Genomic DNA, 24,107 nt, shown 5'->3' with positions numbered 1-24,107 from the left:
AATGATGATTGATGATTCCACGCATCATTTTTGATGAACCATCTGCTTGCCTCGCATGGCCTTTCCTTCGCTTCGCCGCCGCTCGCGTGCCGAAGGAATGCAATCGTGAAACGAAAGTTCATCGCAGGACGCTAAAGAAATCTGGAGGGTTTTTTTAAGGCTGCCGTTATGAATGTGCGACGCACCGCCTAACAAAGTTATCCCTTTCATTTGCAACGCATTTATACGAATTACCTCTGGCGTATCGTGCATGCGCATGGCATAGTGCAAAAACCATCAATTAGAGACTCGTCATGTCAACGCTCGAAAGTATTCAGGCACGTATCGAAGCACTTCAGGCGAAAGCCGATGCACTCGTCGCAAAGCAATCGGAAGGCGCATTGCAAAAGATTCGGGACTTGATGTCGCTTCACGGATTGAGTATCTCGGACATCGAACAGTATTCGGGCACGCGTAAGAAAACCGGACGGTCGAAGTCGCTAAAGAAGCAAAGCACGGTGGCTTATCAGGATCCGAAAACCGGAGCAACGTGGAGTGGTCGCGGGCGTGCGCCCGGATGGATCGCTCAAGCGAAAGACCGCAGCAAATTCGCGGTGGGCGCAAGCGAATCGGCTCCCAAGACTAAAGGCAAAGCCGGCGTCGCAGCCAAGGGCAAAGGCAGAGCAAAGGGGCAACCGCGCGGCCCTCAACCCGCCCTCTATCGCGATCCGCAGTCCGGCGCAACGTGGAGCGGACGTGGCCGCGCGCCTGCGTGGCTCGCATCTGTCGAAGACCGCACGCCATTTCTGATCGGCTGATCAAACATTCGCAACCGGTGGAGTTCGTCACTCCCCCGGTTGCGGTCGAAAGCATTCCCTTAGCGCATTGCCTCAGCTAAACACGAGGATCGAAATCGAATTCGATCCGGATGCCGCCCGGCTCATAAATCATCATATGGCGTTTAGGACCGGCGCCTAACAGTTCTGGCGCAAACTCCACCTCGACACCCGGCCAGGCCGACACGCGCTCGAGAATCGTCGCGAGTGCGGCTTCATTCGCTGCGCGAAACGCGAGATGGTGAAGCCCGATATTCTTTCGCCTGTCGAACGCGATTGGCGCCGAGTCATCTTTCACCTGCCATAGCGTAACCAATAGTTTTCCGTCGGAGACGAATACGGCGGGATACTCGGGCCGCTCGCCGACGATCTTCCATTCGAGGCATTGCACGAAGAAGTCTCGCGTCGCTTCCAGGTTACGCACGGTAAGGCCAACGTGGTCGATTCCAGATGTCAGCATCGTTTCCTCCTGTACGGCATCTACGCGCGCCCGAAAAACAATACGGCGTTCGAGCGTGCGCAGAAGGAGCGCTCGAACATTCGAGCGCGCTCAGGCAAGCGTCACTCAGACAAGCGTCAACTTGACATCGATGTTATTGCGCGTCGCATTGGAATACGGGCATACGTAATGAGCCTTGTCGATCAATGCCTGCGCCTCGTTGCGATCCATGCCCGGCAATGAAATCTTCAATTCCGCTTCGATACCGAAGCCATTCGGGATTTGGCCGATGCCCACGCTGCCATCGACCGCGACGTCTTTCGGCAGCGTGATCTTGTCGCGCGCGGCGACGAACTTCATCGCGCCGATGAAACACGCGCTATAACCCGCGGCAAAAAGCTGCTCCGGATTCGTGCCATCGCCGCCACCACCGCCTAACTCTTTCGGTGTTGTCAGTTTGAGTTCGAGATTACTTTCGGGCACGGTCGCGCGGCCGTCGCGTCCGCCGGTGACATGGGCATGCGCACGGTATAAAACCTTTTCGATCGACATCGCCAGACTCCTGTGCATTGTGTTGAGCGGCCTGCGCGGCGCGAACGCGCCGTCCGAGTCCGCTGACATGGATTCCTGATGGGACGCCGTCCCGCAGGGGCCGGATTCCCAGTATCGAAGGATACTCAAGACGCGGCAAGCTCGCTCACGGGCTGCTCGCGTTCTGTAGCCGGCGCAGTTGTTTCCCTCGCAGCGCGTTGACGCACGACGACGCCGCGCTGTAAGCTTGGCGTATTCTGTATCCAGAAATGTAGTGAATACCATGGCCGCCAAACTTCTCAAGCTTCAGGCGCGCACCGACTATGTGGACGAGGTCTACAAAGTGCTGCTCGACGCCATCAGTTCCGGTTCGCTCGCGCCCGGAACGCGCATCACGCAGGAAGAAATCGCCGAGCAGCTCGCCGTCTCGCGCTCGCCCGTCCTTCAGGCCTTGCGCCTGCTGAAAAAGGACGGCCTCGTGGTCGATGCGCCCGGACGCGGCCTGCTCGTCACCCCGCTCGATCCCGCGTGGATCAGTCATCTCTACGAAATTCGCGGCGCGCTCGACTCGCTCGCCGCGCGTCTCGCCGCCGAACGGGGCGCGAAGATCGACAAGGCGCTCATCACCAACGGAAGGCGCGCCTCGAAGAGCGACGATGTGAAGGCGATGATCGACGCCGACCTGGCGTTTCACAACGCGATTTACGCGGCGTCGGGCAATCCGCTGATCGCCGAGACCGCGCAGACGCATTGGGTGCATCTGCGTCGCGTGATGGGCGCGGTGCTGCAGGTATCGGGACAGCGCAAGGCGATCTGGGACGAGCACGCGGCCATCGCGACGGCCGTCAACGAAGGCGACGGCCAGCGCGCCGCCGCGCTCACGGATCTGCACACCGCGAACGCGCGCAAGAATCTCGTCGAACGGCTCGGTCTCGTGCTGAGCGAACAGCGCGAGCGGGAATCGGAAGCCGACGCCTGAATCACGCGGCCTGTCGCGCTCGCTCCTCTTCCAGCATCCGCGCGTGGGCATAGACGCGATCGCGTTCCCGTGCGACGAGCGTGCGCTTGCCCGCGAGCGTCTGTCTGTGATATTTCGGATCGCCCATCTGCGTCACGTATTCGCCATGACGATGCCGCAGATAACGCTGGAAGAACTCCGCTCCGGGCAAGCCGCTGTCCAGCGCCATGAGCACGCCATAGTCGATGTCGCGCACATCGCCGAGCGTCTTGATCGCGGATTCGAGCGCCGCATAGCGCTGAGGCAGCGGCACGCTCTTGTCGCACAGTGCATGAAAGCGCTGATAGGCCAGCACATGTCCGTGCAACGCACAACGCCATAATGCCTTCGCAAGCCGTTGGCTGAGTTCCGTTTCCACGTTCCCTCCCGCATGGTGTGCGCATCCTGTGCGCGTGATATCCCATCGTCATTCGAAAGCGATGACGATAACCCATTGCCTGGAAATCACCTGCAACGCCAAGAGATATGCGCGTCTTATGTCGAAGCGCCGAATTGAATTGCGCGCGCGTTTAAACGTGCTGCGACAAAACCGGCAACATTCGATCCGATTACCTTAAGATTCGGCTAAAGACGCTTCAAGAAAGCGATGCGTTTTTTAATTACCCGCGTTAAACGAAACAGCGCAAATGGCTGTGCACAATGAACGCGCTGAAGATATGCTTATCAGGTTCCCCACGAAGCGACTGCGCCTCGGCAAGATGTGACAAACGAGTGAAGGCCAAGCGCGGACATTACGCGCTTCGATTACTTTTCGCCTCAAAGATCCTTATTGAATCGGCCGCCGGGTGTTGCGCCTCGTGACTCGGAACGAGCGCGTCAGCATGCGGCTCGATTACATGCTAGCAAACATATCGCGGGAAACCAAGGAAAGTTTCCTCATAGAGGAACGCCGCAGGGTTTCACATAGGTGTCACTCGGCACATTTTGCCGTCGAGCACGGCCAGAATCGTGTGTATGCATTCACCACATTGCGAAACAACACGCGCAGAGGCAACGAATAAACGCATTATGACGAAAACCCCGGCGCGGCGTTTCGTGCACCGCACGGTCCTTAAGATTGGTTTAAGCATTGGAGATTAAAACATGACTTAAGGCGCAGGCAACATAGCGGCGCGATGCCGCTACTCGCAGCGCACCGGCTTTCATCCAACGTCCACGCGGATGGTCAGACCGGGCAACGCCACACGCGCTTCCCAACAGCGCGGCACGGCGCAGGCGATGACCATCCCATTCAGCCCGGCATTCACGCCGGGCTTTTTTTTCATTCGTGCCGTCCGCTTATTCGCGGCGCGCCATTGCCTGTCGGCGCGGTGGCGGCAGGAAGGTCGAACTCGAACGCCGTGCCGGTCTCCGTCGTATCGATCAGGCGAATCTGGCTGCCATGCAATTGAAGCATCCGTTGCACGATCAATAAGCCGAGGCCGCCCCGATGCGCGCCGCCGGATGCAAACGGACGCTGAAAGAGCGCGTCGCGCATGGCGGGCGGAATGCCCGATCCCGTGTCGCGGACCGTGACTGCCACGCTCTCGCCATGATTGCGCCCGTGCGCGAGCGACACGCTGACCGTTCCCTGCGCGGGCGTATGACGGATCGCGTTGTCGAGCAGATTGGTCAGCACGCGCTCGATCATGCCCAGATCCGCCATCACATTCGGCAAACGCGGGGCGATCTGCGCATCGAGCCGCACGCCGCGCGATTGCGCGGACAACTCGAACTTTTCGAATACGTCCTGCAGCAGATCGACGAGCGAGAATGGCTCGGCTTCCGGTGCGACCATGCCGTGTTCGAGCTTCGCGAGTTCGAACAGCGACTGCGCGAGATGGCCGACTTTCGCGCTCTGCGCAAGCGCGATCGACAGATAACGGCGGCGCTCGGCATCGGCGAGCGTGTCCGACTTGAGCGACAGCGTTTCCAGATAACCATGCAGCGACGATAGCGGCGTACGCAAATCGTGCGAGATATTGGCCACCATCTCGCGACGCTCGCGGTCCTGCCGCCCAAGCTCGCGCCATTGCTCCGCGATTCGATCCGCCATCTGCGCAAAGGTCCTTTCGAGCACGGCGATCTCGTCGCGTTCATCCGCTTTATCGGCGGGCAGCATCGCGGATAATGGTTTCTCGGCGGGCGCACCGCGTGCGTCGAAGTTGCGCATCGCCTCGGTCAGGCGGCGCAGCGGCCGCGTGACGAGACCGAACGCGACCACGCCCGCGACGAGGCCAAGCAACGTGACAAGGCCCATCGACGCCAGCGTGGTCCGCAATACCGCGCTCGCCGATGCCTTCGCCGCGAGCGCATCGTGCTCTTCGCCGAGCAGCACGACATAGACATAGCCGAATGGCGGCATGCCGGGCGCGGCGAGCGGCGCGGCGCTGAAGACCTTGCGCTTGTCGCCGCTGCGCGGATCGTCGCCGAGAATCGGCAAGGGCTCGCCATCGAGAAACTTGCCGATGGGCGCAAGATCGACGCGATCGCGTTTCAAGTGCCCCGGCGGCGCATCGTCGGCGCGAATATGGCCCGCGCTGTCGAGCAAATACACTTCGACGCTCGGATTCACCACCATCAGTTGATTGAAGAGACGGCGCACGGCGGGCGCGTCGATATCTTTCGCATCGGCAAGCGCGCCGTCGCGCGCGATATGCGCCGCGAGTCCACGCGAAAGACTTTGAATGACCTCTTTCTCGCGCAGATCGCTCGCGCGAATCTGCAGCCATGCCGACGCACCGCAGCACGCGAGCAGCAACACGCAGAACACCGCGAAGAGCCGTTGCGACAGCGTGAGCTTCACGGCGCGGCGTCCTTGTCATCGGGCGCATGCGGCGCGAGCTTGTAGCCGTGGCCCCATACGGTGAGAATGCGCTGCGGATCGGCCGCGTCTTTCTCCACTTTCGCGCGCAAGCGGTTGATGTGCGTGTTCACGGTGTGCTCATAACCTTCATGCCGATAACCCCACACCGCGTTGAGCAGATCCATGCGCGAGAACACCTTGCCGGGATGGCGTGTGAAGTGATACAGCAAGTCGAATTCGCGCGGCGTGAGTTCGATGCGCGCGCCATCGACCCATGCTTCGCGTGCGAGCGGATCGATCGCGATGCCCGCGACTTCGACACGCCCTGCATCGAGCCGCGAATCCTTCGCGACGGCATCGACGCGGCGCAACAGCGCCTTCACGCGCGCGACGAGTTCGAGCACCGAGAATGGCTTGGCGAGATAGTCGTCCGCGCCGAGTTCGAGACCGAGTATGCGATGCACCTCGCTGGAACGCGCACTTGTGATGATGATCGGCGTATAGCGCGTCATCGCGCGGGCGCGGCGGCAGATTTCGAGGCCATCGACGCCGGGCAGCATTAGATCGAGAATCAGCGCATCCCAGCCGCCCTGTTCGAGCAGGCGCAGGCCTTCGGCGCCATCGGCGCTGTGGACGACTTCATAGCGCTCGTCGCGCAGATTGAGGCTGAGCACCTCGGCGATATGCACGTCGTCTTCGACGATCAGAATGCGTTTCGGATGATCCATGAGCGAATGTCGTCGGCAAACGAGGTTTCCTGTGCGCCATTGTGCAGAAAAGCGCGCAGCCAAGTATCACATTTAATTTAACTTTCGGTGAGGACTCGGGGATACGCGCGCGGCTACGATGCGGCCAATCCAGTCGAAAACGAGGATCGCATCATGCAGACACGCCGCCGTTTTCTCGTGACGGGCGCCGCCGCGGCCGTCGCCACCCTTGCCTTCGGCGGCCGCCTGCGCGTGCTGGCGGCGGGCTCGCCAATGAAAGCGCCATCGCAGGAAAGCTTCGAGATCGTCCATAGCGACGACGAGTGGCGCCGCCTGCTGAATCCCGCGCAATTCGACGTGCTGCGCCGCGAAGGCACCGAGCGCCCTTATACGAGCCCGCTGAACGGCGAGCATCGCGCGGGCCTGTTCAATTGCGCGGGCTGCGCGCTCGCGGTGTTTTCGTCGCGCACCAAGTTCGACAGTCACACGGGCTGGCCGAGTTTCTGGGCGCCGCTCGATCATGCGGTCGGCACGCGCATCGACGGTTCATTCGGCACGGTGCGCACCGAAGTGCATTGCCGCCGTTGCGGCGGTCATCTCGGCCATGTGTTCGACGACGGTCCGAAGCCCACGGGCCTGCGCTACTGCATGAACGGCATCGCGATTAATTTCACCGCTGGCGCGGCCTGAATCGCGCCAGCTTTCCTCTCACTCACGACACGACATCATCATGTTGCTCATCGTTCTTGCCTATCTCGGCGGCGCGCTGACGATTCTCAGTCCGTGCATTCTGCCCGTGCTTCCTTTCGTGTTTTCGCGCGCGGATCAGCCGTTCGTGAAGAGCGGACTGCCTCTGCTCGCGGGCATGGCGCTGACCTTCGCCGCGGTCGCGACGCTCGCCGCCGTCGGCGGAGGCTGGGTCACGCAGGCCAATCAATATGGCCGCTGGGCGGCGATCGTGTTGCTGGCGGTGTTCGGCCTCACCTTGCTGTTGCCGAGCCTGGCCGAGCGCGTGATGCATCCGCTCGTCAGCGCGGGCAATCGTCTGACCGCATTCGCGCAACGCGGCGACGGAACACCGGGGACCGGCAGCTCGTTCGTGCTCGGCATCGCAACGGGCCTGCTGTGGGCGCCGTGCGCTGGCCCGATTCTCGGCCTCGTGCTGACGGGCGCGGCGCTCAATGGCGCGAGCGTCGGCACGACGCTCCTGCTGATCGCCTATGCGGCGGGCGCGGCCACGTCGCTCGCGATTGCGCTGCTCATCGGCGGACGCGTCTTCACCGCGATGAAGCGCTCCTTGGGCGCGGGCGAATGGGTGCGGCGCGGCATCGGCGTGGCGATGCTCGCCGGCGTCGCCGCGATTGCGCTCGGGCTCGACACCGGCGTGCTCGCCCGCGTATCGACGGTCGCGACTTCGGGCATCGAACAGCATCTCGTCGATAAGCTGTCGAATCGAAACGACGGCGCGATGATGAAAGCCGCCAACACGTCCAACAATGCGTCCAACGATGCACCCGCGATGATGCGTGCAAGCACCGAACCGCCGAACGCCGCCACGCTTCCCGTGGAAGGCGCGCTGCCGCCGCTCGACGGCGCCGTGCAATGGCTCAACTCGCCGCCGCTCACGAAGGAAGCGTTGCGCGGCAAGGTCGTGCTCGTCGATGTGTGGACGTATTCCTGCATCAACTGCCTGCGCACCTTGCCTTATCTGAAAAGCTGGGCGCAGAAGTATCGCGATCAGGGGCTCGTCGTGATTGGCGTGCATGCGCCGGAATTCGCATTCGAGCGTAATGTGGATAACGTGAAGCAGGCGGTTCACGATCTCGGCATCGATTATCCCGTCGCGATCGACAACAACTATGCGATATGGCGTGCGTTGAACAACCAGTATTGGCCCGCGCACTATTTCATCGATGCGCAAGGCAATATCCGTTATCACCATTTCGGCGAGGGCGATTACGCGCAGTCCGAGCGTGTGATTCAGACCTTGCTCGCCGAAGCGGGCCACGGTGCGCAGCCGGCCGCTGCGATGACCTCGCACGACGACAAGGCCATTGGCCAGGGCGCGATGATGCAGGCCGATAACGCGGACATGCGTTCGCCGGAAACGTATATCGGCTATGAGCGCGCGCAGCAGTTCATGTCGCCGGGCGGCGAGCGGCCCGATCGCATTCACGACTATGCCGCGCCGAAAGCGCTGGATGTCAACGACTGGGGGCTTGCGGGCGCATGGAAGGTCGGCGCGGAGAATGCGACGCTCGAAGGCGGGACGGGCCGCATCGTGTATCGCTTCCATGCGCGCGATCTGCATCTGGTGCTCGGGCCGTCGAAGGATGGCAAGCCGGTGCGCTTTCGCGTGAGCATCGACGGCGCCGCGCCGGGTGCATCGCATGGCAGCGACGTGAATGCCGATGGAAGCGGCACCGTCACCGGGCAACGCCTTTATCAACTCGTGCGGCAAACGGGACAGGTAGCGGACCGCACCTTCACGATCGAATTTCTCGACCCTGGCGTCGAAGCCTACGCATTCACGTTCGGTTGAACCCGAGGAGCAAACATGTCGAAGATCACCAGCAGGACTTTCAAAGCCGCGAGCGTGGCCGTGCTGTTCGCGGGCGCATTCGCCTTGCAGCGAGCCGCGCATTCGAGCGAGGAAGCCGTCAGGATTCCCCCGCCCGCGCATGATGAAACGGCAGGCGCCGTGCACACGGAAACCGCAGTATTCGCAGGCGGCTGCTTCTGGGGCGTGCAAGGCGTGTTTCAGCACGTGCGCGGCGTGAAGGAAGTGATGTCGGGCTATGCGGGCGGCGCGGCGAACACTGCGCAATACGATCGCGTCAGCGAAGGCGACACGGGGCACGCGGAATCGGTGCGCATCACCTATGACCCGGCGCAGGTCACGTACGGCAAGCTCTTGCAGGTCTTCTTTTCGGTTGCGCATGATCCGACGCAACTGAACTATCAGGGACCGGACCACGGCACGCAATATCGTTCCGCTCTGTTCCCGACCAACGCGGCGCAACGCGATATCGCCGATGCGTATATCGCGCAGCTCGATAAAGCGCACCTCTATCGCGGCAAGATCGTCACGAAAGTCGAGGATTACAAGGGCTTTTATCCGGCGGAAAGCTATCACCAGAACTACTTGACCGAGCATCCGGAAAGCCCGTATATCGCGATCAACGACCTGCCGAAGGTGGCGAACCTGAAGCGGGTGTTTCCGGATGCCTACCGTCAGGATGCGGTGCTCGTGGCGGTCGCGTCGAGATAGTCCGCTACCACGGCGAGCACCTCGGGCATGTTGCGCCTGCCGAAGCCAAGACGGACATGCGCGTCGCCATGATCGATCAAGGTCGAAGGCAGCAGCAACACGCCCGTGCGTTCGAGCAGTTGCGCGCAGAACTGCTCGGCGCGCCCGTGCTTCAAGCGCACGAAGCCGATCGTGCCCGCACGCGGACGATGCCATGTGAAGCGATCCGCGTAACGCGCGAAGAATGCGTCGAGCAGCCGCAGATTGGCGCGCACGATCGCCACGTTGCGTTCGATGAGCGCATCGCTGTGACGCACCGCGATGGTCGAAAGATACTCGCTCGGCGCGCTGTTGCTGATGGTGAGATAGTCCTTGAACGTACTCATGCGCTCGATCACTTGCGCGCTTTTCGACGTGATCCAGCCGAGGCGCAGGCCCGCGAGTCCATGCGTCTTCGATAAAGCGCCGAGCGAGATCGCCCGCTCGTAGACGTCGCAGGCGGCGGGCAGGCGATCGGCGGGATCGTGTTCCAGCCCGCGATACACCTCGTCGCTGAAAAGCCATAAACCGTGCTTGCGCGCGAAAGCGACGATCGCATCGAACACGTCGCGCGACGGCAGATAGCCGGTCGGATTGTGCGGCGCGCAGAGCACGATCGCGCGCGTGGCGGGCGTGACGAGCGCTGCCAGTTCGTCCGGATCGAGCGCCCAGCCCGCATCCTCGCGCGCCTTCCAGGGCGACACCTTCACGCCCATCGCCTCGGCAACCGAATAGTGCGACTGATAGCCGGGCATATGCACGATCACGTGATCGCCCGGCGCGAGCATCGTGTTCATGAACGAATAGATCGCTTCCTGCGCGCCCGTGTGCACGATGATGTCGTCCGCCTCGATCTTCTCGTATCGCGATGCGAGCGCGCGCCGCAGTTCCGGCGCGCCGGGATACTCGGTGTAGCCGAGCCAGGTCTCGCGCAATCCGTCGATCGCGTTCGGCTCGTAAGCGAGCAATTCGCCTACCGACATCGATTCGGGATCGGAACTGCAGAGCAGATGGCGCGCGGTGAATTCGTGCCGCGCGAAGTAACGTTCGAGTTTGAAGGGAGTCGGTTGCATGGCGCGCTTGATCGCAATGAAAGAAAGCCGTAGTCTGCGCTCATGCTCGTCATTCAAACAGCTAAACTTTCTAATTTGAATTAAGCAACGCTAATGCTCGATTATGCCCTGCTCGATGCCCTTCTCGCCGTCGTTCGGACCGGTTCGTTCGAACGCGCCGCGCGCGATCTCAACGTCACGCCTTCAGCCGTATCGCAAAGGGTGAAGCTGCTGGAAGAACGCGTGGGCAGTCTGCTCGTCAAGCGCGGCCAGCCGTGCGAGGCGACCGCGTCGGGCGCGCTTTTGTGCCGACACACCGAACGCGTGCAATTGCTCGAAGCGGAACTCGGCGGGCGCATGCCGACCTTGCCCGGCACGCCGAGCGAACGGCGGGCGAAATTGCGCATCGCCGTGAACGACGACAGCATGAGCACCTGGTTCATCGACGCCGCGGCGGACTTCTGCATCGAACGTGAACTCATGCTCGATCTCGTCGTGGACGATCAGGACCACACCGCGCAGCGCGTTCGCGAAGGCGACGTGCAAGGCGCGATCACGACGCAAGCCGAGCCCGTTCCCGGCTGGCGTTCGCTCAAGCTCGGACGCATGCGCTATCGCGCGGTGTGCTCGCCCGCCTACTTCGAGCGCCATTTCGCGCACGGCCTCACGCGCGACGCGCTGCGGCGCGCGCCGTGTGTGAACTTCAACGAGAAAGACGAATTGCAGAAGCGCTTTATCAAGCGTGTGAGTCGCGTGGATATCGAACCGCCCGCGCATATCGTGCCGCACGGCGAAGGCTTCGTGCGCGCGTGCACCTCGGGACTGGCGTGGGGCATGTGTCCGCAACGGCTCGTCACGCGGCAGCTCGAAAGCGGCGAGCTCGTGGAAGTGCTTCCCGGCTCGCGCTTCGACGTGGATCTCTACTGGCAGAGCTGGCGTCTCGCGCTCGGCTGGCTCGATGACTTCAGCGCGATGCTGAAGCACCGCGCCAAATCGTTCCTCGATTGAAGCTCAGGAGGCTTCGTGCGTTTCGAACGAATCGACGCGATCGCGATAAAAAGCGAGATGCTCCTTGATGTCGGCGACGGCGTCGTAAGGCGACTCGTACGTCCACACCGCATTGGCCGCCTTTTGTCCACCGGAGGGAATGCTGTAATAGCTGCATTCGCCCTTGTAAGGACAATACGTGCTGTGTGACGTGCGAGTCAGTTGCGACATGTCCACGTCCTTGCGCGGGATATATAACACTTCGGGATACGAGGCCTCGTGCAATGAAAGCGCCTCGGTGGTATCGGCGATCACGCGCCCGCCTGCTTTAACGATCACGCGCAGCGGACTGCGCGCAATCGTGATCGGATGATCGGCACCGGGAATCTTTACGGCTTTGTCCATGAGTGTCTTCCTGCGCTTCGCGCTTGGGCTAAACGAGAAACGATGGTAGCGCCGTTGCGCGCAATGCGCAGGATCGAACAGCCGCCAGGATCATTAATGCCCGAAATACAGGGGCTTGCTGCCGTCGTCGTTCATCGGGCGCATCGTGCGCATGCCCGCTGCAGACCGGCCGGCTGCGGCTCCGCCGTATGCGTTCATGTTCGCGTTGTCGGTATTGTCGCCCTGCCCCGAGGCACGGCGTTCTGCGGCCTGAATATCCGACGGATACGAAGTCTGGTCGGAGCGCGTCGGATCATAGCCCGCGGCTTCGACCCGCCGCAGATCATCCTTCACCTGGCCGCGCGTGAGCGACGAATCGGTTTGCGCAAACGAGAGCACGGGCGCCACCACTACGGCGGCGACGGCGATTGCCTTGACGATCGATTTCATGGTGAACCTCCGGTTTGTTGGGCTACGCACGGTGTTTTCTGTGCGTGCTGCATAAAATCAGCATCGCCCGTGCCCGCCCTTTTCCGGAGTGCGTCCACGTGTGTCGATCAAGCGCTATGCGGCTTTGCTTTCGATTGCCTTCACGAGCACATGCAGCATGCGGTTCGCAGGAGTAGGCACGCCGAGCGCCTCGCCACGCCGCACGACCAGCCCGTTCAAGTGATCGATCTCGCTCTTCTTGCCGCGTGCGAGGTCTTGCGCCGTCGATGAATACTGGTTCGGCATCGTTTCGGCGATGCGCCGCACGGCGGTATCGACGTCACCGGGAATCGTCACGTTGTCGGCCTTCGCCACGGCAAGGCATTCGTCGACGACATCGCGCATGGCCCGCGTCACGCCCTCGCCCTGCACGAGCTTTCCATACGGCAACTGCGTGATGGCCGACAGCGCGTTGTAAGCGCAGTTCAGAACGAGCTTGGCCCACAGCGCGCCGCGCACGTTATCGGAGATCTCGGTCGGCACGCCCGCCTCGACGAGCGCGCGCGCCACGTTCTCGCTTTGCGCCGACGGCTCGATCACGAGTTCGCCGCGACCGTTGTGCTTCACATGGCCCGGCCCCGCCATTTCAGCGGCGACGTACACGACCGCAGCCGCGGCTTCTTGCGGCAGGAGCTCGCGCAGACGCTCCGCGTTTTCCACGCCGTTTTGCAGCGAAAGAACCAGCGCGTCGCGTTCGAGATACGGCGCAAGCGACTGGGCCGCGCTATCCGTATCGGTGGATTTCACGCAGAAGAGCACCAGTTGCGCGCCCTTCGCTGCACTCGCTTCGGTGCTCGCGGCCACGCGCACACGCTCGTCGAAATGCTGGGTATCGAGACGCAAGCCTTCGCGCTCGATTGCCTCGACATGCTGCGGCCGCGCGATCAGCACGACCTCGTGACCCGCGCGCGCGAGCATGCCGCCGTAGTAACAACCGACCGCGCCTGCTCCCATGACAGCGACTTTCATGTTTCGCTTCTCCTCGTTGCGTTGCTATGGCACGCAAAGGTAACACACGGGCATGCATCGAAACGATGCGTGCGATGCTTCGCATAACCGATGACGCGCAAACGCTTGCGCACCTCGAGCGCTATCACGCGGCGTGCCGCGGCCGGCGGATTTTGTGGGCCGACGCACGATAGTCAGTCGAATTAGCGGTGGACCATATTGTTAAAACGGGGCACGCGGATATACGCTTCCTTCAGCGGATCGACGATGCAGTCCAAACAAAAGCCGGCCGCTGCGGGGTGTGCGGCTGTCGCCGCATCGGTAGCTGAAAACCTGGGGACCAAATACACGGCGTGCCGGAAGGGGAAGCGCTTCGCAGAGATGCAGACGCGTGCGCACCGAGGCGCCGTGATCTTAGACAAACGCTGGCTTCGCCGCTCCTGACCGGGCGGCGAAGCCGCAAGCGTGGGCGTTATCACGAGAACAAGAAAATGAATCATGGATATGAAGCATCGCTCGTCAAGCGCGTGGTGAATCAACTCGTCGCGGGCATCGTGGGCGGCGAATACCAGGACAACGTGCTGCCGCCACAAGTCATTCTGTCGAAGCAGCACGGCGTGAGCCGCACCATCATGCGCGAGGCCCTGAGCATCCTCATATCGCGGCGCATGCTCGACGTACGACCCAAGACGGGCACGCGCATCAAGCCCGCGCGCGAATGGCTCATCATGGACCCGGAAGTGGCCGAGTGGCGCCTTCGCGCGCTGCACGATCCCGATTGCATACGCAGGCTGATCGAGTTCCGCTCGCTCGTCGATCCGCCCGCCGCAGGCCTTGCCGCGACGCGCGCGAACCGCCACCAGCGCATCGCCATCAACGCGGCTTATCAGCGGCTCGTGCACGCGAGTCCGTCCGAGCCGTTACAGTCCGCCGCCGAAGATGCGTTGCAGGCCGCCATCGTCGATGCGAGCGGCGACGAACTGCTCAGGCAGATGGGCAGCGTCGTGCGCGTCGGCATCAGGACGATGAAGGCCGCGCTGCGCACACAGCCTCATGCGCTGCCGCGCGTGCCCGATTCACAGCTCGGCGACTACGGCAGGGTCGTGCGCGCGATCGAAACCGCCGATGGCGACGGCGCGCGCACGGCGATGTCGCAGGTGCTCTCGCGCACGGCGTCGATCTGGATAGAGGAAATCGCCTGAGCGCATGCCGCCGGCGCGGCCACGAGCCGCCGCGCCGCACCCGCCTTCCCCACCCCTTCGAGCCGGGAGCGTATCTTGCGCGCCCCGACGCCGCAGTTTCGCCTCGCATGCGCCGCTCACGTGACTACAATGAGTGAAGCCGCATGCGATTAAGCGCCTGGCGTTGAAAATACGGAGGCTGGAATGGCAGAGCTCGAAAAGGAAAAGGTCGTCGCCGTCCTGAACAAGATTCTCGAATCCGAACTGGCCGGCGTCGTGCGTTACACGCACTATTCGTTTCTCGTGTTCGGCTTCGGCCGCATTCCGATCGTCTCGTGGCTGCGCGCGCAGGCCGACGAATCGCTCGTGCACGCGCATCAGGCCGGCGAATGGATCACGACGCTCGGCGCGTATCCGTCGCTGGAAATCGGCCCGCTGCTCGACAATCACACGTTCGACATCGCAACGATCCTGCGCGAATCCCTGCAGGCGGAGACGGTTGCGCTCGGTCTTTATCGCGACTTGCTGAAGGTCGTGGAGGACCGTTCGGTCGCGCTCGAGGAATACGCGCGGCAGATGATCGAGGTCGAGGAAATGCACGCGGGCGAAGTCGACAAGATGCTGCGGCGGCCCGGTGAAGTCGATACGTCGCCCGAGCGCCGCACGGGTCACGCCGAGCCGAAATGACAAAGCGCCGGTCCGCATTGCGCGGGCCGGCGCCGCATCGCACGAAAAAGCGCGTTACTTCGGCTGCGCGACGGTGCGCAGATAAGGCTTCAGCGTCTTGAAGCCGTCGGGGTACTTCTTCTTCGCGTCGTCATCCGACACCGAGGTCGGGATGATCACGTCGTCGCCCGGTTTCCAGTTCACCGGCGTCGCGACCGTGTGCTTCGCGTTCAGTTGCAGCGCGTCGAGCAGGCGCAGCACTTCGTCGAAGTTACGGCCCGCGCTCATCGGATACGTGAACGTGGCTTTCACTTTCTTGTCCGGACCGACGATGAACACTGCGCGAATGGTCGCGTTATCGGCCGCGGTGCGCGGGTTCGCGCCGCTCGCGTTCGGGTGGATCATGTCGTAGAGCTTCGCGACGTTGAGGTCGGCGTCGCCGATCATCGGATAATTGACCGCGGTGCCCTGCGTTTCCTCGATGTCCTTCGCCCACTGCGAGTGATTCGTCACCGGATCGATCGAAAGGCCGATGACCTTCGTGCCGCGCTTGTCGAACTCGGGCTTGAGCTTGGCCATGTAACCGAGTTCGGTCGTGCAGACCGGCGTGAAGTCCTTCGGGTGCGAGAACAGGATGGCCCACTTGTCGCCGATCCACTCGTGGAAGCGGATCGTGCCTTCGGTCGTCTCTGCCGTGAAATCGGGAGCTTCATCACCAATGCGTATAGCCATATCAAATCTCCACGTGAGGGAAAGTCCGGGGAACGTTCCGCCGTCGCGGCAAAACGGTTTCCGGGATTGAGAAACGCAACTATGAGTTCGATTATAGTGCGCGGCGCATCGGTGCCCGAAGCGGCCCGTTTTTGCCCTTGAGCGCCGTGGGGTCTTGCGTTCTCATGGCCTTTCAAGGCGCATCGGCATGCAAGGCACGCTTCGTGCTGCCGCATCGTCCTGCCGTTCGCCGCTGAACGAGCGTACGCTTAAAAATGCCCTTGCCATACGGATCGCGCATCGGGTCGCGCTCGAATTCCGCTGCAAAATCTGCTATCACGAAACGACATCAACTCAGAACCAACGTGCGGCCGTAGCGCACAGGAGGCGATCGTGACCGTCATGCAAAGAAAATCCGTCGCTGCGCTGCAGAGCGAAGCGGCCGAAACCGAAGAAGTGCTTCAGGAACACGGCGGCCATGCGCTCACCCGCTCGCTCACCGGGCTCGATGTCACCCTGCTCGGCATCGGCTGCATCATCGGCGCGGGGATCTTCGTGCTGACCGGTCACGCGGCGGCGACCAACGCCGGTCCCGCCATCACCATTTCGTTCGTGCTGGGCGCGATCGTCTGCGCGCTCGCGGGCCTCTGCTACGCCGAAATGGCCTCGACGGTGCCGGTCTCGGGCAGCGCCTACACGTATGCCTATGCGACGATGGGCGAACTGATCGCCTGGCTCATCGGCTGGGATCTGATTCTCGAATATGCCGTCGGCGCGACGACGGTCGCGATCGGCTGGTCGGGCTATGTGGTGAGCTTTCTGCATTCGCTCGGCATCGACATACCGGAGCAGTTGTCGAAAGCGCCCTTCGCTTACGAGCCGGGACATGGCTGGAGCCACGCCGGCGCGATACTCAACGTGCCCGCGATGGTTGTCGTCGGGCTCATCACGATGCTGCTCGTGATCGGCATACGTGAGTCGGCGCGCGTGAACAGTGTGATCGTGGTCATCAAGGTGCTGATCGTGCTCGCGTTCATTGCCGCGGGCTTCGCGTATGTGGACAAGGCGCACTGGGTCACCGCGCAGAACCCCACGGGCGCGTTCCTGCCGCCGAATACGGGCGAATCCGGCGTGTTCGGCATGAGCGGTGTGCTGCGCGGCGCGGCGGTCGTATTCTTTGCCTATATCGGCTTCGATTCCGTGTCATGCGTGGCGCAGGAAACGCGCAACCCGAGGCGCGACATGCCCATCGGCCTGCTCGGCTCGCTTACGATTTGCACGATTCTCTACGTGCTCGTGGCGTATGTCCTGACGGGCATCGTGCCGTACGACAAGCTCAACGTAGCGGACCCGATCGCCGTCGGCGTCGATGCGATCGGCATGCGCTGGCTCTCGCCCATCGTGAAGCTCGGCGCGATCTTCGGCCTGACTTCCGTGATTCTCGTGCTGCTCCTTTCGCAGCCGCGCATCTTCTATACGATGGCGAAAGACGGCCTTTTGCCGCCGTTCGCTTCTAAGATTCACCCGCGCTTTCGTACGCCGTACATCACGACGATCGTCACCGGCATCATCGTGATGATTCTCGCGGGGACGCTGCCGATAGGGCTCGTCGGCGAGCTCGTCAGCATCGGCACGCTGTTCGCGTTCATGGTCGTGTGCGTCGGCGTGCTCGTGCTGCGCATCACGCAGCCGAATCTGGAGCGCGCGTTCAAGACGCCCGCCGTGTTCATCGTCGCGCCGCTCGGTGCGCTGTCCTCGCTCTTTCTGATGTCAGGCTTACCCGCCGATACGTGGATACGCCTCGTCATCTGGATGGCGATCGGCGTCGTGATCTACTTTGCGTATGGCATACGCCATAGCAAGCTGCGCAATCGACGCGACGCATCGTGACGGCGCCAAGGCCCGTTGCTTTCACTCGGTAGCGCGCTTCGATTCGTGGTCGCGCGCTTCTTCCGGGCTTTCATAAATATACGGCGCGACGCCGCGGCGCTTCAATGCATCGCCCAGTTTCAGGCGCAGGAAACTGCTCGTCGTATAGCGCGTCACGCGGTCGTAATGACCATCGACGAGTTTCGTCACCATCTCCGAATAGGCGTCGAGCATATCGGGGCGAATGGAAAAGTTATCGTAATTCACGATCGCGTGTGGCCGTGTCTTGGCATCGGCCAATTGCTTTTCGACTTCGCGGCGAATCGCTTCGACATCGCTCAGGCTCTTGACTTCGAGCCCTTCGAAGTTGATGAAAAAGAGATGCTTCTCCGCGTCGTAGCTGAAGCGTTCGGACAGGTCGAGACTCAGCAGGATCTTGCGCAGGCCCATCGGTGCATCGCGGAAAATGCGTTCGTCCATGAGACGCGGCGGCGTGTCCATGACCGGCGCGAAACCCATTTGCGCGACGATGTCCCGCTCGATATCGATGCCGGGCGCCACTTCCGTCAGCGCGAGTCCTTTAGCGGTGAGCTCGAACACGCAGCGCTCGGTGATATACAGCACGGGCTGTCCGCGCTCGGCGGCGTAACGGCCGCTGAAGGTGCGATGCTCGACCGCATCGACGAACTTGCGGCAATCCCCTTCGCGATTGATCCTGAGCAGGCCGTCTTCGATCGTCACATCCAGCTTGCCCGCATTGAACGTGCCGACGAACACGACCTTTTTCGCCGCCTGGCTGATGTTGATGAAGCCGCCCGCGCCCGCGAGCTTCGGGCCGAACTTGCTCACGTTGAGATTGCCTTCGCGGTCCGCCTGCGCGAGACCGAGGAAGGCGATATCGAGGCCGCCGCCATCGTAGAAATCGAACTGATACGGCTGATCGATGATTGCCTGCGTATTCGTCGCCGCGCCGAAGTTGAGGCCGCCAGCCGGAATGCCGCCGATCACGCCGGGCTCGGTCGTCATCGTGAAGAGATCGATCACCTGCTCTTCGTTCGCCACGCTCGCGATGCCTTCCGGCATGCCGATGCCGAGATTCACGATGCTGTTCGCCATCAACTCGAAGGCGGCACGGCGCGCGATGATCTTGCGCTCGGTAAGGCCCATCGGCGGCACGGAGCTCGCGGCTACGCGCAATTCGCTCGAAAACGCCGCGCTGTACTGCTCGCCGAACGTCTGCCAATGGTTGTCGGGTTTCGCGAGCACGACGCAATCGACCATCACGCCAGGAATCTTCACCTGACGCGAATTGAGCGTGTTCGATTCGGCGAGCCGCTCGACTTGCGCGATCACGATGCCGCCGGAATTGCGCGCGGCCATGGCGATGGAAAGCGCTTCGAGCGTCAGCGCCTCCTTTTCCATCGTGACGTTGCCGTTGAGATCGGCCGTGGTGCCGCGCACGATCGCGACATCGATCGGGAAGGTCTTGTAGTAAAGATAATCCGTGCCGTCGATGGGCATGAGCCGCACGAGGTCTTCCGTCGTGCGCGCATTGAGCTTGCCGCCGCCGTTGCGCGGATCGACGAAGGTGCCGAGCCCGACCGTCGAAAGCTGCCCCGGCCGGTGCGCGGCGATATCGCGAAAGAGCTGCGAAATCACGCCTTGCGGCAAGTTATAGGCTTCGATGAGGTTATCGATCGCCATCTTCTGCAAGCCCGGCACGAGGCCCCAATGGCCGCCGATCACGCGCTTCACGAGGCCTTCGTGCGCGAGATGATTCAGGCCTTTCGTGCGGCCGTCACCCTGACCGGCCGCATACACGAGCGTCAGTCCGGCAATGGGGTCCGCGCCTTCGACGAACCGTTCTTCCAGCGCGATCGCGACTTCCTCCGCGAAGCCGATGCCGACGAAGCCGCTCGTCGCGATCGTGTCTCCCGAGCGGATCAGGCGCACGGCCTCGCGCGCCGACACGATCTTGCCGCGCTCGACCAGACGCGTGGTGGAGGGAAACGGATGGCGGGTCGGCGTGCTGCTGGCGGTCATGGCGTCTCCTGTGCGCGGCGTTGTCTTGTCGTCAGTCTCGCTCCCCGTCGCGTGGCATGCTTGCGTCCAAAGCACGCAGATCAGCCGATTTGCGCAGTCATATCTCGACACGCGCGCCAAGCTCGATCACGCGATCGGCGGGCAGGCGCAAATAGGCCGCGACGTTCCCCACATTGTGCAGCATGATCGCGAACAGCCGCTCGCGCCATAACGCCATGCCGGTGCCCGGCGTCGGCACGACGGTCGCGCGCGACAGGAAATACGAACTCGTGGCGCGGTCGAATTTCACGCCCGAGGGCCGGCATTTTTCCAGCGCGGCGGGCAGATCCACTTCGTCCTTGAAACCGTAGTTCACCGTCACCTGAAAGCAGCCCTCGCCGAGCGCCTGCAAGACCACGCGGCGGCCCTCGTCGACCCACGGCACGGGTTCGGTCGCGACCGTCAGAAACACCGTATGCTCGTGCAGCACGCGGTTATGCATGAGGTTGTTGATCAGCGAATGCGGCACGCCTTCGGGATCGTTCGACATGAAGATGGCGGTGCCTTCCACGCGCGCGGGCGAATGCGCGATCAGATTCGCGAGAAACGGCTTGAGCGGCGCCGCGCCCGCGCGCGCGCGCGCTTCCTGAATCATCATCTGCGCGCCGCGTCCCCAGGTCGCCATGATCGTGAACATCACGAGGCCGATCACGACCGGAAACCAGCCGCCCTCCCTGATCTTCAGGCAATTCGCGGAGAAGAACATCGCGTCGATGATGAAGAAGAACGAAGTCGCGAACAGGCATAGCGCCCAGTTGTAGCCCCAGGCGTAGCGGATCACGAAAAAGGTCAGCACGGTCGTGATGAGCATCGTGCCCGTCACGGCGATGCCGTATGCGGAACCGAGCGCGGTCGACGAGCCGAAGCCGAGCACGGCGGCCACGACCGCGAGCAGCAGCGTCCAGTTGATGCCCGGCACATAGATCTGACCGATCTCTCTCGCCGACGTGTACACCACGCTCATGCGCGGCAGAAAGCCGAGCTGCATCGCCTGCTTGGTCATCGAGTAAGTGCCGGAGATCACGGCCTGCGACGCGATCACGGTCGCGATGGTGGACAGCACGACCATCGGATAAAGCATCCACGACGGAAAGAGCCGATAGAACGGATTTTGCAGTGCGCTCGGATCGGCGATCAGTAGCGCGCCCTGCCCGAGATAGTTCAGCGCGAGCGCGGGAAAGACGACGGCGAACCAGGTCAGGCGAATCGGCCGCGAGCCGAAGTGGCCCATGTCGGCATAGAGCGCTTCCGCGCCCGTGAGCGAGAGCACGACCGCGCCGAGCGCGACGAAGGCGAGCCAGCGATGATGCAGGCCGAACGCGAGGCCTTCGAGCGGATTCAGCGCGGTGAGGATATGCGGCGCATCCTTGATGTTCACGATGCCTGATACCGCCAGCACGATGAACCACAGCACCATGACCGGCCCGAACACCGCGCCGATGCCCGAGGTGCCGTGCTTCTGCATCACGAAGAGCGCGATGAGCGCGACGAGCGTCAGGGGCACGACATACGGCTGCAGCATCGGCGCGGCCACTTCGAGGCCCTCCACCGCGCTCAGCACGGAAATGGCGGGCGTGATGACGCCATCGCCGTAAAAGAGCGCCGCGCCCATCACGCCGATGAGCAACAGCACGTGCTTCAGCCGCTTCTTCGATTCCACCGACGACGCCGCCAGCGCGAGCAGCGCCATGATGCCGCCTTCGCCATGATTGTTGGCGCGCAGGATCAGCGTGACGTACTTGAGCGAAACGATGACCGTGAGCGACCAGAAGATCAGCGAGACGATGCCGATGACGTTCGCGGGCTGCAACGGCAGGCCGCCCGCGGGATCGAACACGGTTTTGAGCGTATAGAGCGGGCTCGTGCCGATATCGCCATAGACGACGCCCAATGCCGCGAGCGAAAGCCCCAGCAATGCCGGATGGCCGTGCGGCTCGGGCGCGTGCTTGTCGTCGGCCGGCACGCCGGGTGCAGTCGATCCCATGATTCCTCCCTGCATTGTTCAGGCCGCCGAGATTCGCGAGCCACCTATTTGTCAGAGGATGAGCGTCTGCGTTGCTGTGTCGATAAGAGTATAGAAACGGATGCGCGTTCGAGAAGCTTTACGCGTACTTGATTTGCGCGACGGCGCGCAAATCGTCGGCGGTGGCGGTGCCGTAGCCGAAAAACTCGAGATACGCCGGGATCATTTCGAAAAGCATGTCCGTGCCGACCTGCACGGCGCAGCCCTTTTCCTTTGCCGCGCGCAAAAGCGGCGTGTACTCCGACTTCATCACGACTTCACCGACGAACGTGCCCGGCGCGATTCGATCGATATCGAACGGCAGCGGGTCGCTGTCTTTCATGCCGAGGGGCGTCGCGTTCACGATCACGTCGAAGCCGTCGGGGTCTTTCGTGTCGGTCCTCACGACGAGTGCGGGATAATGCTCGCGCAAGCGCGACGCGAGGCCATCGACGGAAGCCGTATTGGTGTCGAAGACCGCGAGTTCGGCGACGCCCGCGGCCGCGAGCGATGCGGCGATCGGCGAGCCGACGCCGCCGCTGCCGAGCACGAGCACGCGCGTGCCCGCGAGCTTGCGGCCTTTGCGTTCGACGCCGCGCACGAAGCCCGCGCCATCGAACTGGTCGCCGACGAGCGTGCCGTCCGGGCGCTTCAGGATCGCATTGCAGGCCCCGGCGATGCGCGCGGTCGGGCTCACTTCGTCCATCAGGCCGACGGTCGTGATCTTGTGCGGCATGGTGACGAGCGCGCCGCGGATGTTGGTCAGCTTGAACAGATGCGGCAGGAACGCGACGTAATCCTCGGGTTTGACGCCCATCGGCACGACGACGGCGTCGATGCCCTGCTTGTCGAACCATGGGTTATAGATCATCGGCGCCTTGAACGCTTCGGTCGGGTAGCCGAGATGAGCAATCAGAGTGGTCTTGCCGCTGATCATGGCAGCTCCTTGTGAGGATGTCGGACAGGCGTCTTCGCGCCTTCACCATGATAGAGCGTATTGTTTCGTTCCTTTTGCGCAGTGCGGCAATCAGTGACTCGCGCCGAGATACGCCGCCTTGACGGAGGGATCGTTGCGCAGTTGCTCGGCGGGGCCGTGCGTGGCGACGCGGCCGTTTTCCAGCACGTAGCCGTAATCCGCGACATTCAGCGCGGCGGCGGCGAACTGCTCGACCAGCAGCATCGTGACGCCGTCGGCTTTCAGGCGCTCGATGATGCGGAACACTTCATCGACGAGAATGGGCGCGAGGCCCATCGACGGTTCGTCGAGCAGGACGAGATCGGGATTGAGCATGATCGCGCGCGCCATGGCGAGCATTTGCTGTTCGCCGCCGGAGAGCGTGCCCGCGAGTTGATTGCGGCGTTCTTTCAGGCGCGGGAATAGCTCGATCGCGCGTTCGAGATCGCCGTTGATGTCGCCTTTCGGTCTTGACCAGGTGAGGCGTGGGAAGGCGCCTAGCAGCAGGTTATCGGTGACGGACATCGTGGCGAAGACGCGTCTGCCTTCGGGGGAATGGGCGAGGCCCAGGCGCGCGATCTTGTGCGAGTCTAGCGAGTCGATGCGCTTTGTTTCATTGCCGAGGCCCATGGTGATCTCGCCTTCTGTTGGCTTGATCATGCCGGAGATGGCGCGCATGGTCGTGGTTTTGCCTGCGCCGTTGGAACCGATCAGGGTCACGACTTTTGCCTTCGGCACGGTTAGCGAAATTCCGTGGAGGACTTTGACTTTGCCGTAGCCGGCGTGGAGGTTTTTTATCGTCAGCATGTTTGTTTTTTGATGTCGTGGAAGCCTGAATTCTTGTCGGTCTATTTGCACTGCCCCTCCCCGGGGCGGGGGTAACTTTCTTTGCTGCTGCAAAGAAAGTCACCAAAGAAAGCAGCTTTCTCACCGCCCGCGGTCACACGCACGTTGGCCACTCTTCTCCTCCGGGAACGGCCCTCGCCTAAAGAGTGCCCTCACAAGACCCATCGGGCTTGGATCGCGCACGGTCCGTCGCTTCGCGCCGCTTAGCGAACTGGTGCAGCCATTTCAAGCTCCGGCCCGCTTCGCGGCCGATGGGTTTCCCTTGCATACCCGGCGGCAGCGCGTAGCGCTGTGCCGAAGCTATTTCGTGCTGAACCAGCGCGCTTCGCGCACTGGCTTGTCAGACCGTGC

The 24,107-nt window shown here is 62.4% G+C and carries 25 protein-coding genes; 9 read left to right on the top strand and 16 right to left on the bottom strand.

The genetic code is table 11. From position 1 onward, the window contains the following. Nucleotides 1-24: 24 nt before the first annotated feature. Nucleotides 25-258, bottom strand: coding sequence for a hypothetical protein (locus tag AWB70_RS38580; protein ID WP_143281740.1), 234 nt, complete (start codon nt 256-258; stop codon nt 25-27). Nucleotides 259-293: 35 nt separating this feature from the next. On the opposite strand from AWB70_RS38580, the gene AWB70_RS35030 reads away from it, so the two are divergent. Continuing rightward, the gene (locus AWB70_RS35030; protein ID WP_014250821.1) at nt 294-797 is read left to right on the top strand and encodes an H-NS family nucleoid-associated regulatory protein; all 504 of its coding nucleotides are present in this window, start codon (nt 294-296) and stop codon (nt 795-797) included. Nucleotides 798-873: 76 nt separating this feature from the next. On the opposite strand, the gene AWB70_RS35025 is transcribed toward AWB70_RS35030, so the two are convergent. Together AWB70_RS35025 and AWB70_RS35020 are read right to left on the bottom strand one after the other, a co-directional pair. After that, nucleotides 874-1,275, bottom strand: a complete 402-nt coding sequence (locus AWB70_RS35025; protein WP_053569225.1) for a VOC family protein — start codon at nt 1,273-1,275, stop codon at nt 874-876. A gap of 105 nt (nt 1,276-1,380) precedes the next feature. After that, nucleotides 1,381-1,806, bottom strand: coding sequence for an organic hydroperoxide resistance protein (locus AWB70_RS35020; protein ID WP_053569290.1), 426 nt, complete (start codon nt 1,804-1,806; stop codon nt 1,381-1,383). Between the two features lie 262 nt (nt 1,807-2,068). Between AWB70_RS35020 and AWB70_RS35015 the strand changes: the two genes are divergently transcribed. Further along, nucleotides 2,069-2,764 carry a GntR family transcriptional regulator gene (locus tag AWB70_RS35015; RefSeq protein ID WP_053569224.1) on the top strand — a complete coding sequence of 232 codons (696 nt, stop codon included), beginning with the start codon at nt 2,069-2,071 and terminating at the stop codon, nt 2,762-2,764. A gap of 1 nt (nt 2,765) precedes the next feature. Here the strand turns inward: AWB70_RS35015 and AWB70_RS35010 are convergent, their stop codons facing one another. From AWB70_RS35010 to AWB70_RS35000, 4 genes are all read right to left on the bottom strand, one after another. After that, nucleotides 2,766-3,161, bottom strand: coding sequence for a hypothetical protein (locus tag AWB70_RS35010; RefSeq protein ID WP_014250817.1), 396 nt, complete (start codon nt 3,159-3,161; stop codon nt 2,766-2,768). 784 nt (nt 3,162-3,945) lie between these two features. Continuing rightward, nucleotides 3,946-4,068, bottom strand: a complete 123-nt coding sequence (locus tag AWB70_RS39600; RefSeq protein WP_268760571.1) for a hypothetical protein — start codon at nt 4,066-4,068, stop codon at nt 3,946-3,948. Next, a complete protein-coding gene (locus AWB70_RS35005; RefSeq protein WP_053569223.1) occupies nt 4,065-5,588 on the bottom strand; it encodes a sensor histidine kinase in 1,524 nt (507 codons plus the stop codon). Before AWB70_RS35005 ends, AWB70_RS39600 begins: the two co-directional genes overlap by 4 nt. Beyond that, nucleotides 5,585-6,316, bottom strand: coding sequence for a response regulator transcription factor (locus AWB70_RS35000; protein ID WP_053569222.1), 732 nt, complete (start codon nt 6,314-6,316; stop codon nt 5,585-5,587). The genes AWB70_RS35005 and AWB70_RS35000 overlap by 4 nt, the downstream gene beginning before the upstream one ends. A gap of 153 nt (nt 6,317-6,469) precedes the next feature. Between AWB70_RS35000 and msrB the strand changes: the two genes are divergently transcribed. The 3 genes from msrB to msrA are packed head-to-tail and all read left to right on the top strand — an operon-like array spanning nt 6,470 to nt 9,566. After that, nucleotides 6,470-6,985: a peptide-methionine (R)-S-oxide reductase MsrB gene (gene msrB, locus AWB70_RS34995; RefSeq protein ID WP_053569221.1), complete on the top strand. Its 516-nt coding sequence runs from the start codon at nt 6,470-6,472 to the stop codon at nt 6,983-6,985. A gap of 40 nt (nt 6,986-7,025) precedes the next feature. Beyond that, nucleotides 7,026-8,837 (top strand): cytochrome c biogenesis protein DipZ, encoded by a 1,812-nt coding sequence (locus tag AWB70_RS34990; RefSeq protein ID WP_053569220.1) that lies wholly within the window; start codon nt 7,026-7,028, stop codon nt 8,835-8,837. A gap of 15 nt (nt 8,838-8,852) precedes the next feature. Continuing rightward, nucleotides 8,853-9,566, top strand: a complete 714-nt coding sequence (gene msrA, locus AWB70_RS34985) for a peptide-methionine (S)-S-oxide reductase MsrA (protein ID WP_053569219.1) — start codon at nt 8,853-8,855, stop codon at nt 9,564-9,566. Here the strand turns inward: msrA and AWB70_RS34980 are convergent. Then, nucleotides 9,530-10,657: an aminotransferase class I/II-fold pyridoxal phosphate-dependent enzyme gene (locus tag AWB70_RS34980; RefSeq protein WP_053569218.1), complete on the bottom strand. Its 1,128-nt coding sequence runs from the start codon at nt 10,655-10,657 to the stop codon at nt 9,530-9,532. The genes msrA and AWB70_RS34980 overlap by 37 nt on opposite strands. A gap of 93 nt (nt 10,658-10,750) precedes the next feature. Here AWB70_RS34980 and AWB70_RS34975 point away from each other — a divergent pair, with 93 nt between their 5' ends. After that, a complete protein-coding gene (locus tag AWB70_RS34975) occupies nt 10,751-11,644 on the top strand; it encodes a LysR family transcriptional regulator ArgP (protein WP_053569217.1) in 894 nt (297 codons plus the stop codon). A 3-nt stretch (nt 11,645-11,647) separates the two neighbouring features. Here AWB70_RS34975 and AWB70_RS34970 read toward each other — a convergent pair whose 3' ends face one another. The 3 genes from AWB70_RS34970 to AWB70_RS34960 form a co-directional block, all read right to left on the bottom strand. Continuing rightward, on the bottom strand, nt 11,648-12,028 hold the full coding sequence (locus tag AWB70_RS34970; protein WP_053569216.1) for a DUF427 domain-containing protein: 381 nt from the start codon (nt 12,026-12,028) through the stop codon (nt 11,648-11,650). 93 nt (nt 12,029-12,121) lie between these two features. Next, nucleotides 12,122-12,457, bottom strand: a complete 336-nt coding sequence (locus AWB70_RS34965) for a DUF4148 domain-containing protein (protein ID WP_053569215.1) — start codon at nt 12,455-12,457, stop codon at nt 12,122-12,124. Between the two features lie 114 nt (nt 12,458-12,571). Beyond that, the gene (locus AWB70_RS34960) at nt 12,572-13,465 is read right to left on the bottom strand and encodes a ketopantoate reductase family protein (protein WP_053569214.1); all 894 of its coding nucleotides are present in this window, start codon (nt 13,463-13,465) and stop codon (nt 12,572-12,574) included. Nucleotides 13,466-13,935: 470 nt separating this feature from the next. Between AWB70_RS34960 and AWB70_RS34955 the strand changes: the two genes are divergently transcribed. Further along, the gene (locus tag AWB70_RS34955; protein ID WP_014250806.1) at nt 13,936-14,646 is read left to right on the top strand and encodes a FadR/GntR family transcriptional regulator; all 711 of its coding nucleotides are present in this window, start codon (nt 13,936-13,938) and stop codon (nt 14,644-14,646) included. Between the two features lie 183 nt (nt 14,647-14,829). Continuing rightward, on the top strand, nt 14,830-15,312 hold the full coding sequence (locus AWB70_RS34950) for a ferritin-like domain-containing protein (RefSeq protein ID WP_014250805.1): 483 nt from the start codon (nt 14,830-14,832) through the stop codon (nt 15,310-15,312). 54 nt (nt 15,313-15,366) lie between these two features. On the opposite strand, the gene AWB70_RS34945 is transcribed toward AWB70_RS34950, so the two are convergent. Next, nucleotides 15,367-16,023 carry a peroxiredoxin gene (locus tag AWB70_RS34945; protein WP_014250804.1) on the bottom strand — a complete coding sequence of 219 codons (657 nt, stop codon included), beginning with the start codon at nt 16,021-16,023 and terminating at the stop codon, nt 15,367-15,369. 381 nt (nt 16,024-16,404) lie between these two features. On the opposite strand from AWB70_RS34945, the gene AWB70_RS34940 reads away from it, so the two are divergent. Continuing rightward, nucleotides 16,405-17,892: an amino acid permease gene (locus tag AWB70_RS34940; RefSeq protein WP_053569289.1), complete on the top strand. Its 1,488-nt coding sequence runs from the start codon at nt 16,405-16,407 to the stop codon at nt 17,890-17,892. A 21-nt stretch (nt 17,893-17,913) separates the two neighbouring features. Here the strand turns inward: AWB70_RS34940 and AWB70_RS34935 are convergent, their stop codons facing one another. The 4 genes from AWB70_RS34935 to AWB70_RS34920 form a co-directional block, all read right to left on the bottom strand. Continuing rightward, nucleotides 17,914-19,914 (bottom strand): acyl CoA:acetate/3-ketoacid CoA transferase, encoded by a 2,001-nt coding sequence (locus AWB70_RS34935; protein ID WP_053569213.1) that lies wholly within the window; start codon nt 19,912-19,914, stop codon nt 17,914-17,916. Between the two features lie 97 nt (nt 19,915-20,011). Then, nucleotides 20,012-21,937: a potassium transporter Kup gene (locus AWB70_RS34930; protein ID WP_045453856.1), complete on the bottom strand. Its 1,926-nt coding sequence runs from the start codon at nt 21,935-21,937 to the stop codon at nt 20,012-20,014. 118 nt (nt 21,938-22,055) lie between these two features. Beyond that, nucleotides 22,056-22,892: a shikimate dehydrogenase family protein gene (locus AWB70_RS34925; RefSeq protein ID WP_014250800.1), complete on the bottom strand. Its 837-nt coding sequence runs from the start codon at nt 22,890-22,892 to the stop codon at nt 22,056-22,058. 90 nt (nt 22,893-22,982) lie between these two features. Then, nucleotides 22,983-23,717, bottom strand: a complete 735-nt coding sequence (locus AWB70_RS34920; protein WP_045453853.1) for an ABC transporter ATP-binding protein — start codon at nt 23,715-23,717, stop codon at nt 22,983-22,985. Nucleotides 23,718-24,107: the final 390 nt, after the last annotated feature.

It is taken from the genome of Caballeronia cordobensis, assembly GCF_001544575.2.
In the GTDB taxonomy this organism is placed as follows: Bacteria; Pseudomonadota; Gammaproteobacteria; order Burkholderiales; family Burkholderiaceae; genus Caballeronia; species Caballeronia cordobensis.
This window is presented reverse-complemented; position numbering and strand designations above follow the sequence as displayed.

Bases quoted from the DNA above. Each gene is read 5' to 3' on its own strand.
- AWB70_RS38580 (WP_143281740.1), bottom strand. From the start codon at position 258: ATGCGCATGCACGATACGCCAGAGGTAATTCGTATAAATGCGTTGCAA.
- AWB70_RS35030 (WP_014250821.1), top strand. From the start codon at position 294: ATGTCAACGCTCGAAAGTATTCAGGCACGTATCGAAGCACTTCAGGCG.
- AWB70_RS35025 (WP_053569225.1), bottom strand. From the start codon at position 1,275: ATGCTGACATCTGGAATCGACCACGTTGGCCTTACCGTGCGTAACCTG.
- AWB70_RS35020 (WP_053569290.1), bottom strand. From the start codon at position 1,806: ATGTCGATCGAAAAGGTTTTATACCGTGCGCATGCCCATGTCACCGGC.
- AWB70_RS35015 (WP_053569224.1), top strand. From the start codon at position 2,069: ATGGCCGCCAAACTTCTCAAGCTTCAGGCGCGCACCGACTATGTGGAC.
- AWB70_RS39600 (WP_268760571.1), bottom strand. From the start codon at position 4,068: ATGAAAAAAAAGCCCGGCGTGAATGCCGGGCTGAATGGGATGGTCATC.
- AWB70_RS35000 (WP_053569222.1), bottom strand. From the start codon at position 6,316: ATGGATCATCCGAAACGCATTCTGATCGTCGAAGACGACGTGCATATC.
- msrB (WP_053569221.1), top strand. From the start codon at position 6,470: ATGCAGACACGCCGCCGTTTTCTCGTGACGGGCGCCGCCGCGGCCGTC.
- AWB70_RS34990 (WP_053569220.1), top strand. From the start codon at position 7,026: ATGTTGCTCATCGTTCTTGCCTATCTCGGCGGCGCGCTGACGATTCTC.
- msrA (WP_053569219.1), top strand. From the start codon at position 8,853: ATGTCGAAGATCACCAGCAGGACTTTCAAAGCCGCGAGCGTGGCCGTG.
- AWB70_RS34980 (WP_053569218.1), bottom strand. From the start codon at position 10,657: ATGCAACCGACTCCCTTCAAACTCGAACGTTACTTCGCGCGGCACGAA.
- AWB70_RS34975 (WP_053569217.1), top strand. From the start codon at position 10,751: ATGCTCGATTATGCCCTGCTCGATGCCCTTCTCGCCGTCGTTCGGACC.
- AWB70_RS34970 (WP_053569216.1), bottom strand. From the start codon at position 12,028: ATGGACAAAGCCGTAAAGATTCCCGGTGCCGATCATCCGATCACGATT.
- AWB70_RS34965 (WP_053569215.1), bottom strand. From the start codon at position 12,457: ATGAAATCGATCGTCAAGGCAATCGCCGTCGCCGCCGTAGTGGTGGCG.
- AWB70_RS34960 (WP_053569214.1), bottom strand. From the start codon at position 13,465: ATGAAAGTCGCTGTCATGGGAGCAGGCGCGGTCGGTTGTTACTACGGC.
- AWB70_RS34955 (WP_014250806.1), top strand. From the start codon at position 13,936: ATGAATCATGGATATGAAGCATCGCTCGTCAAGCGCGTGGTGAATCAA.
- AWB70_RS34950 (WP_014250805.1), top strand. From the start codon at position 14,830: ATGGCAGAGCTCGAAAAGGAAAAGGTCGTCGCCGTCCTGAACAAGATT.
- AWB70_RS34945 (WP_014250804.1), bottom strand. From the start codon at position 16,023: ATGGCTATACGCATTGGTGATGAAGCTCCCGATTTCACGGCAGAGACG.
- AWB70_RS34940 (WP_053569289.1), top strand. From the start codon at position 16,405: ATGCAAAGAAAATCCGTCGCTGCGCTGCAGAGCGAAGCGGCCGAAACC.
- AWB70_RS34935 (WP_053569213.1), bottom strand. From the start codon at position 19,914: ATGACCGCCAGCAGCACGCCGACCCGCCATCCGTTTCCCTCCACCACG.
- AWB70_RS34930 (WP_045453856.1), bottom strand. From the start codon at position 21,937: ATGGGATCGACTGCACCCGGCGTGCCGGCCGACGACAAGCACGCGCCC.
- AWB70_RS34925 (WP_014250800.1), bottom strand. From the start codon at position 22,892: ATGATCAGCGGCAAGACCACTCTGATTGCTCATCTCGGCTACCCGACC.
- AWB70_RS34920 (WP_045453853.1), bottom strand. From the start codon at position 23,717: ATGCTGACGATAAAAAACCTCCACGCCGGCTACGGCAAAGTCAAAGTC.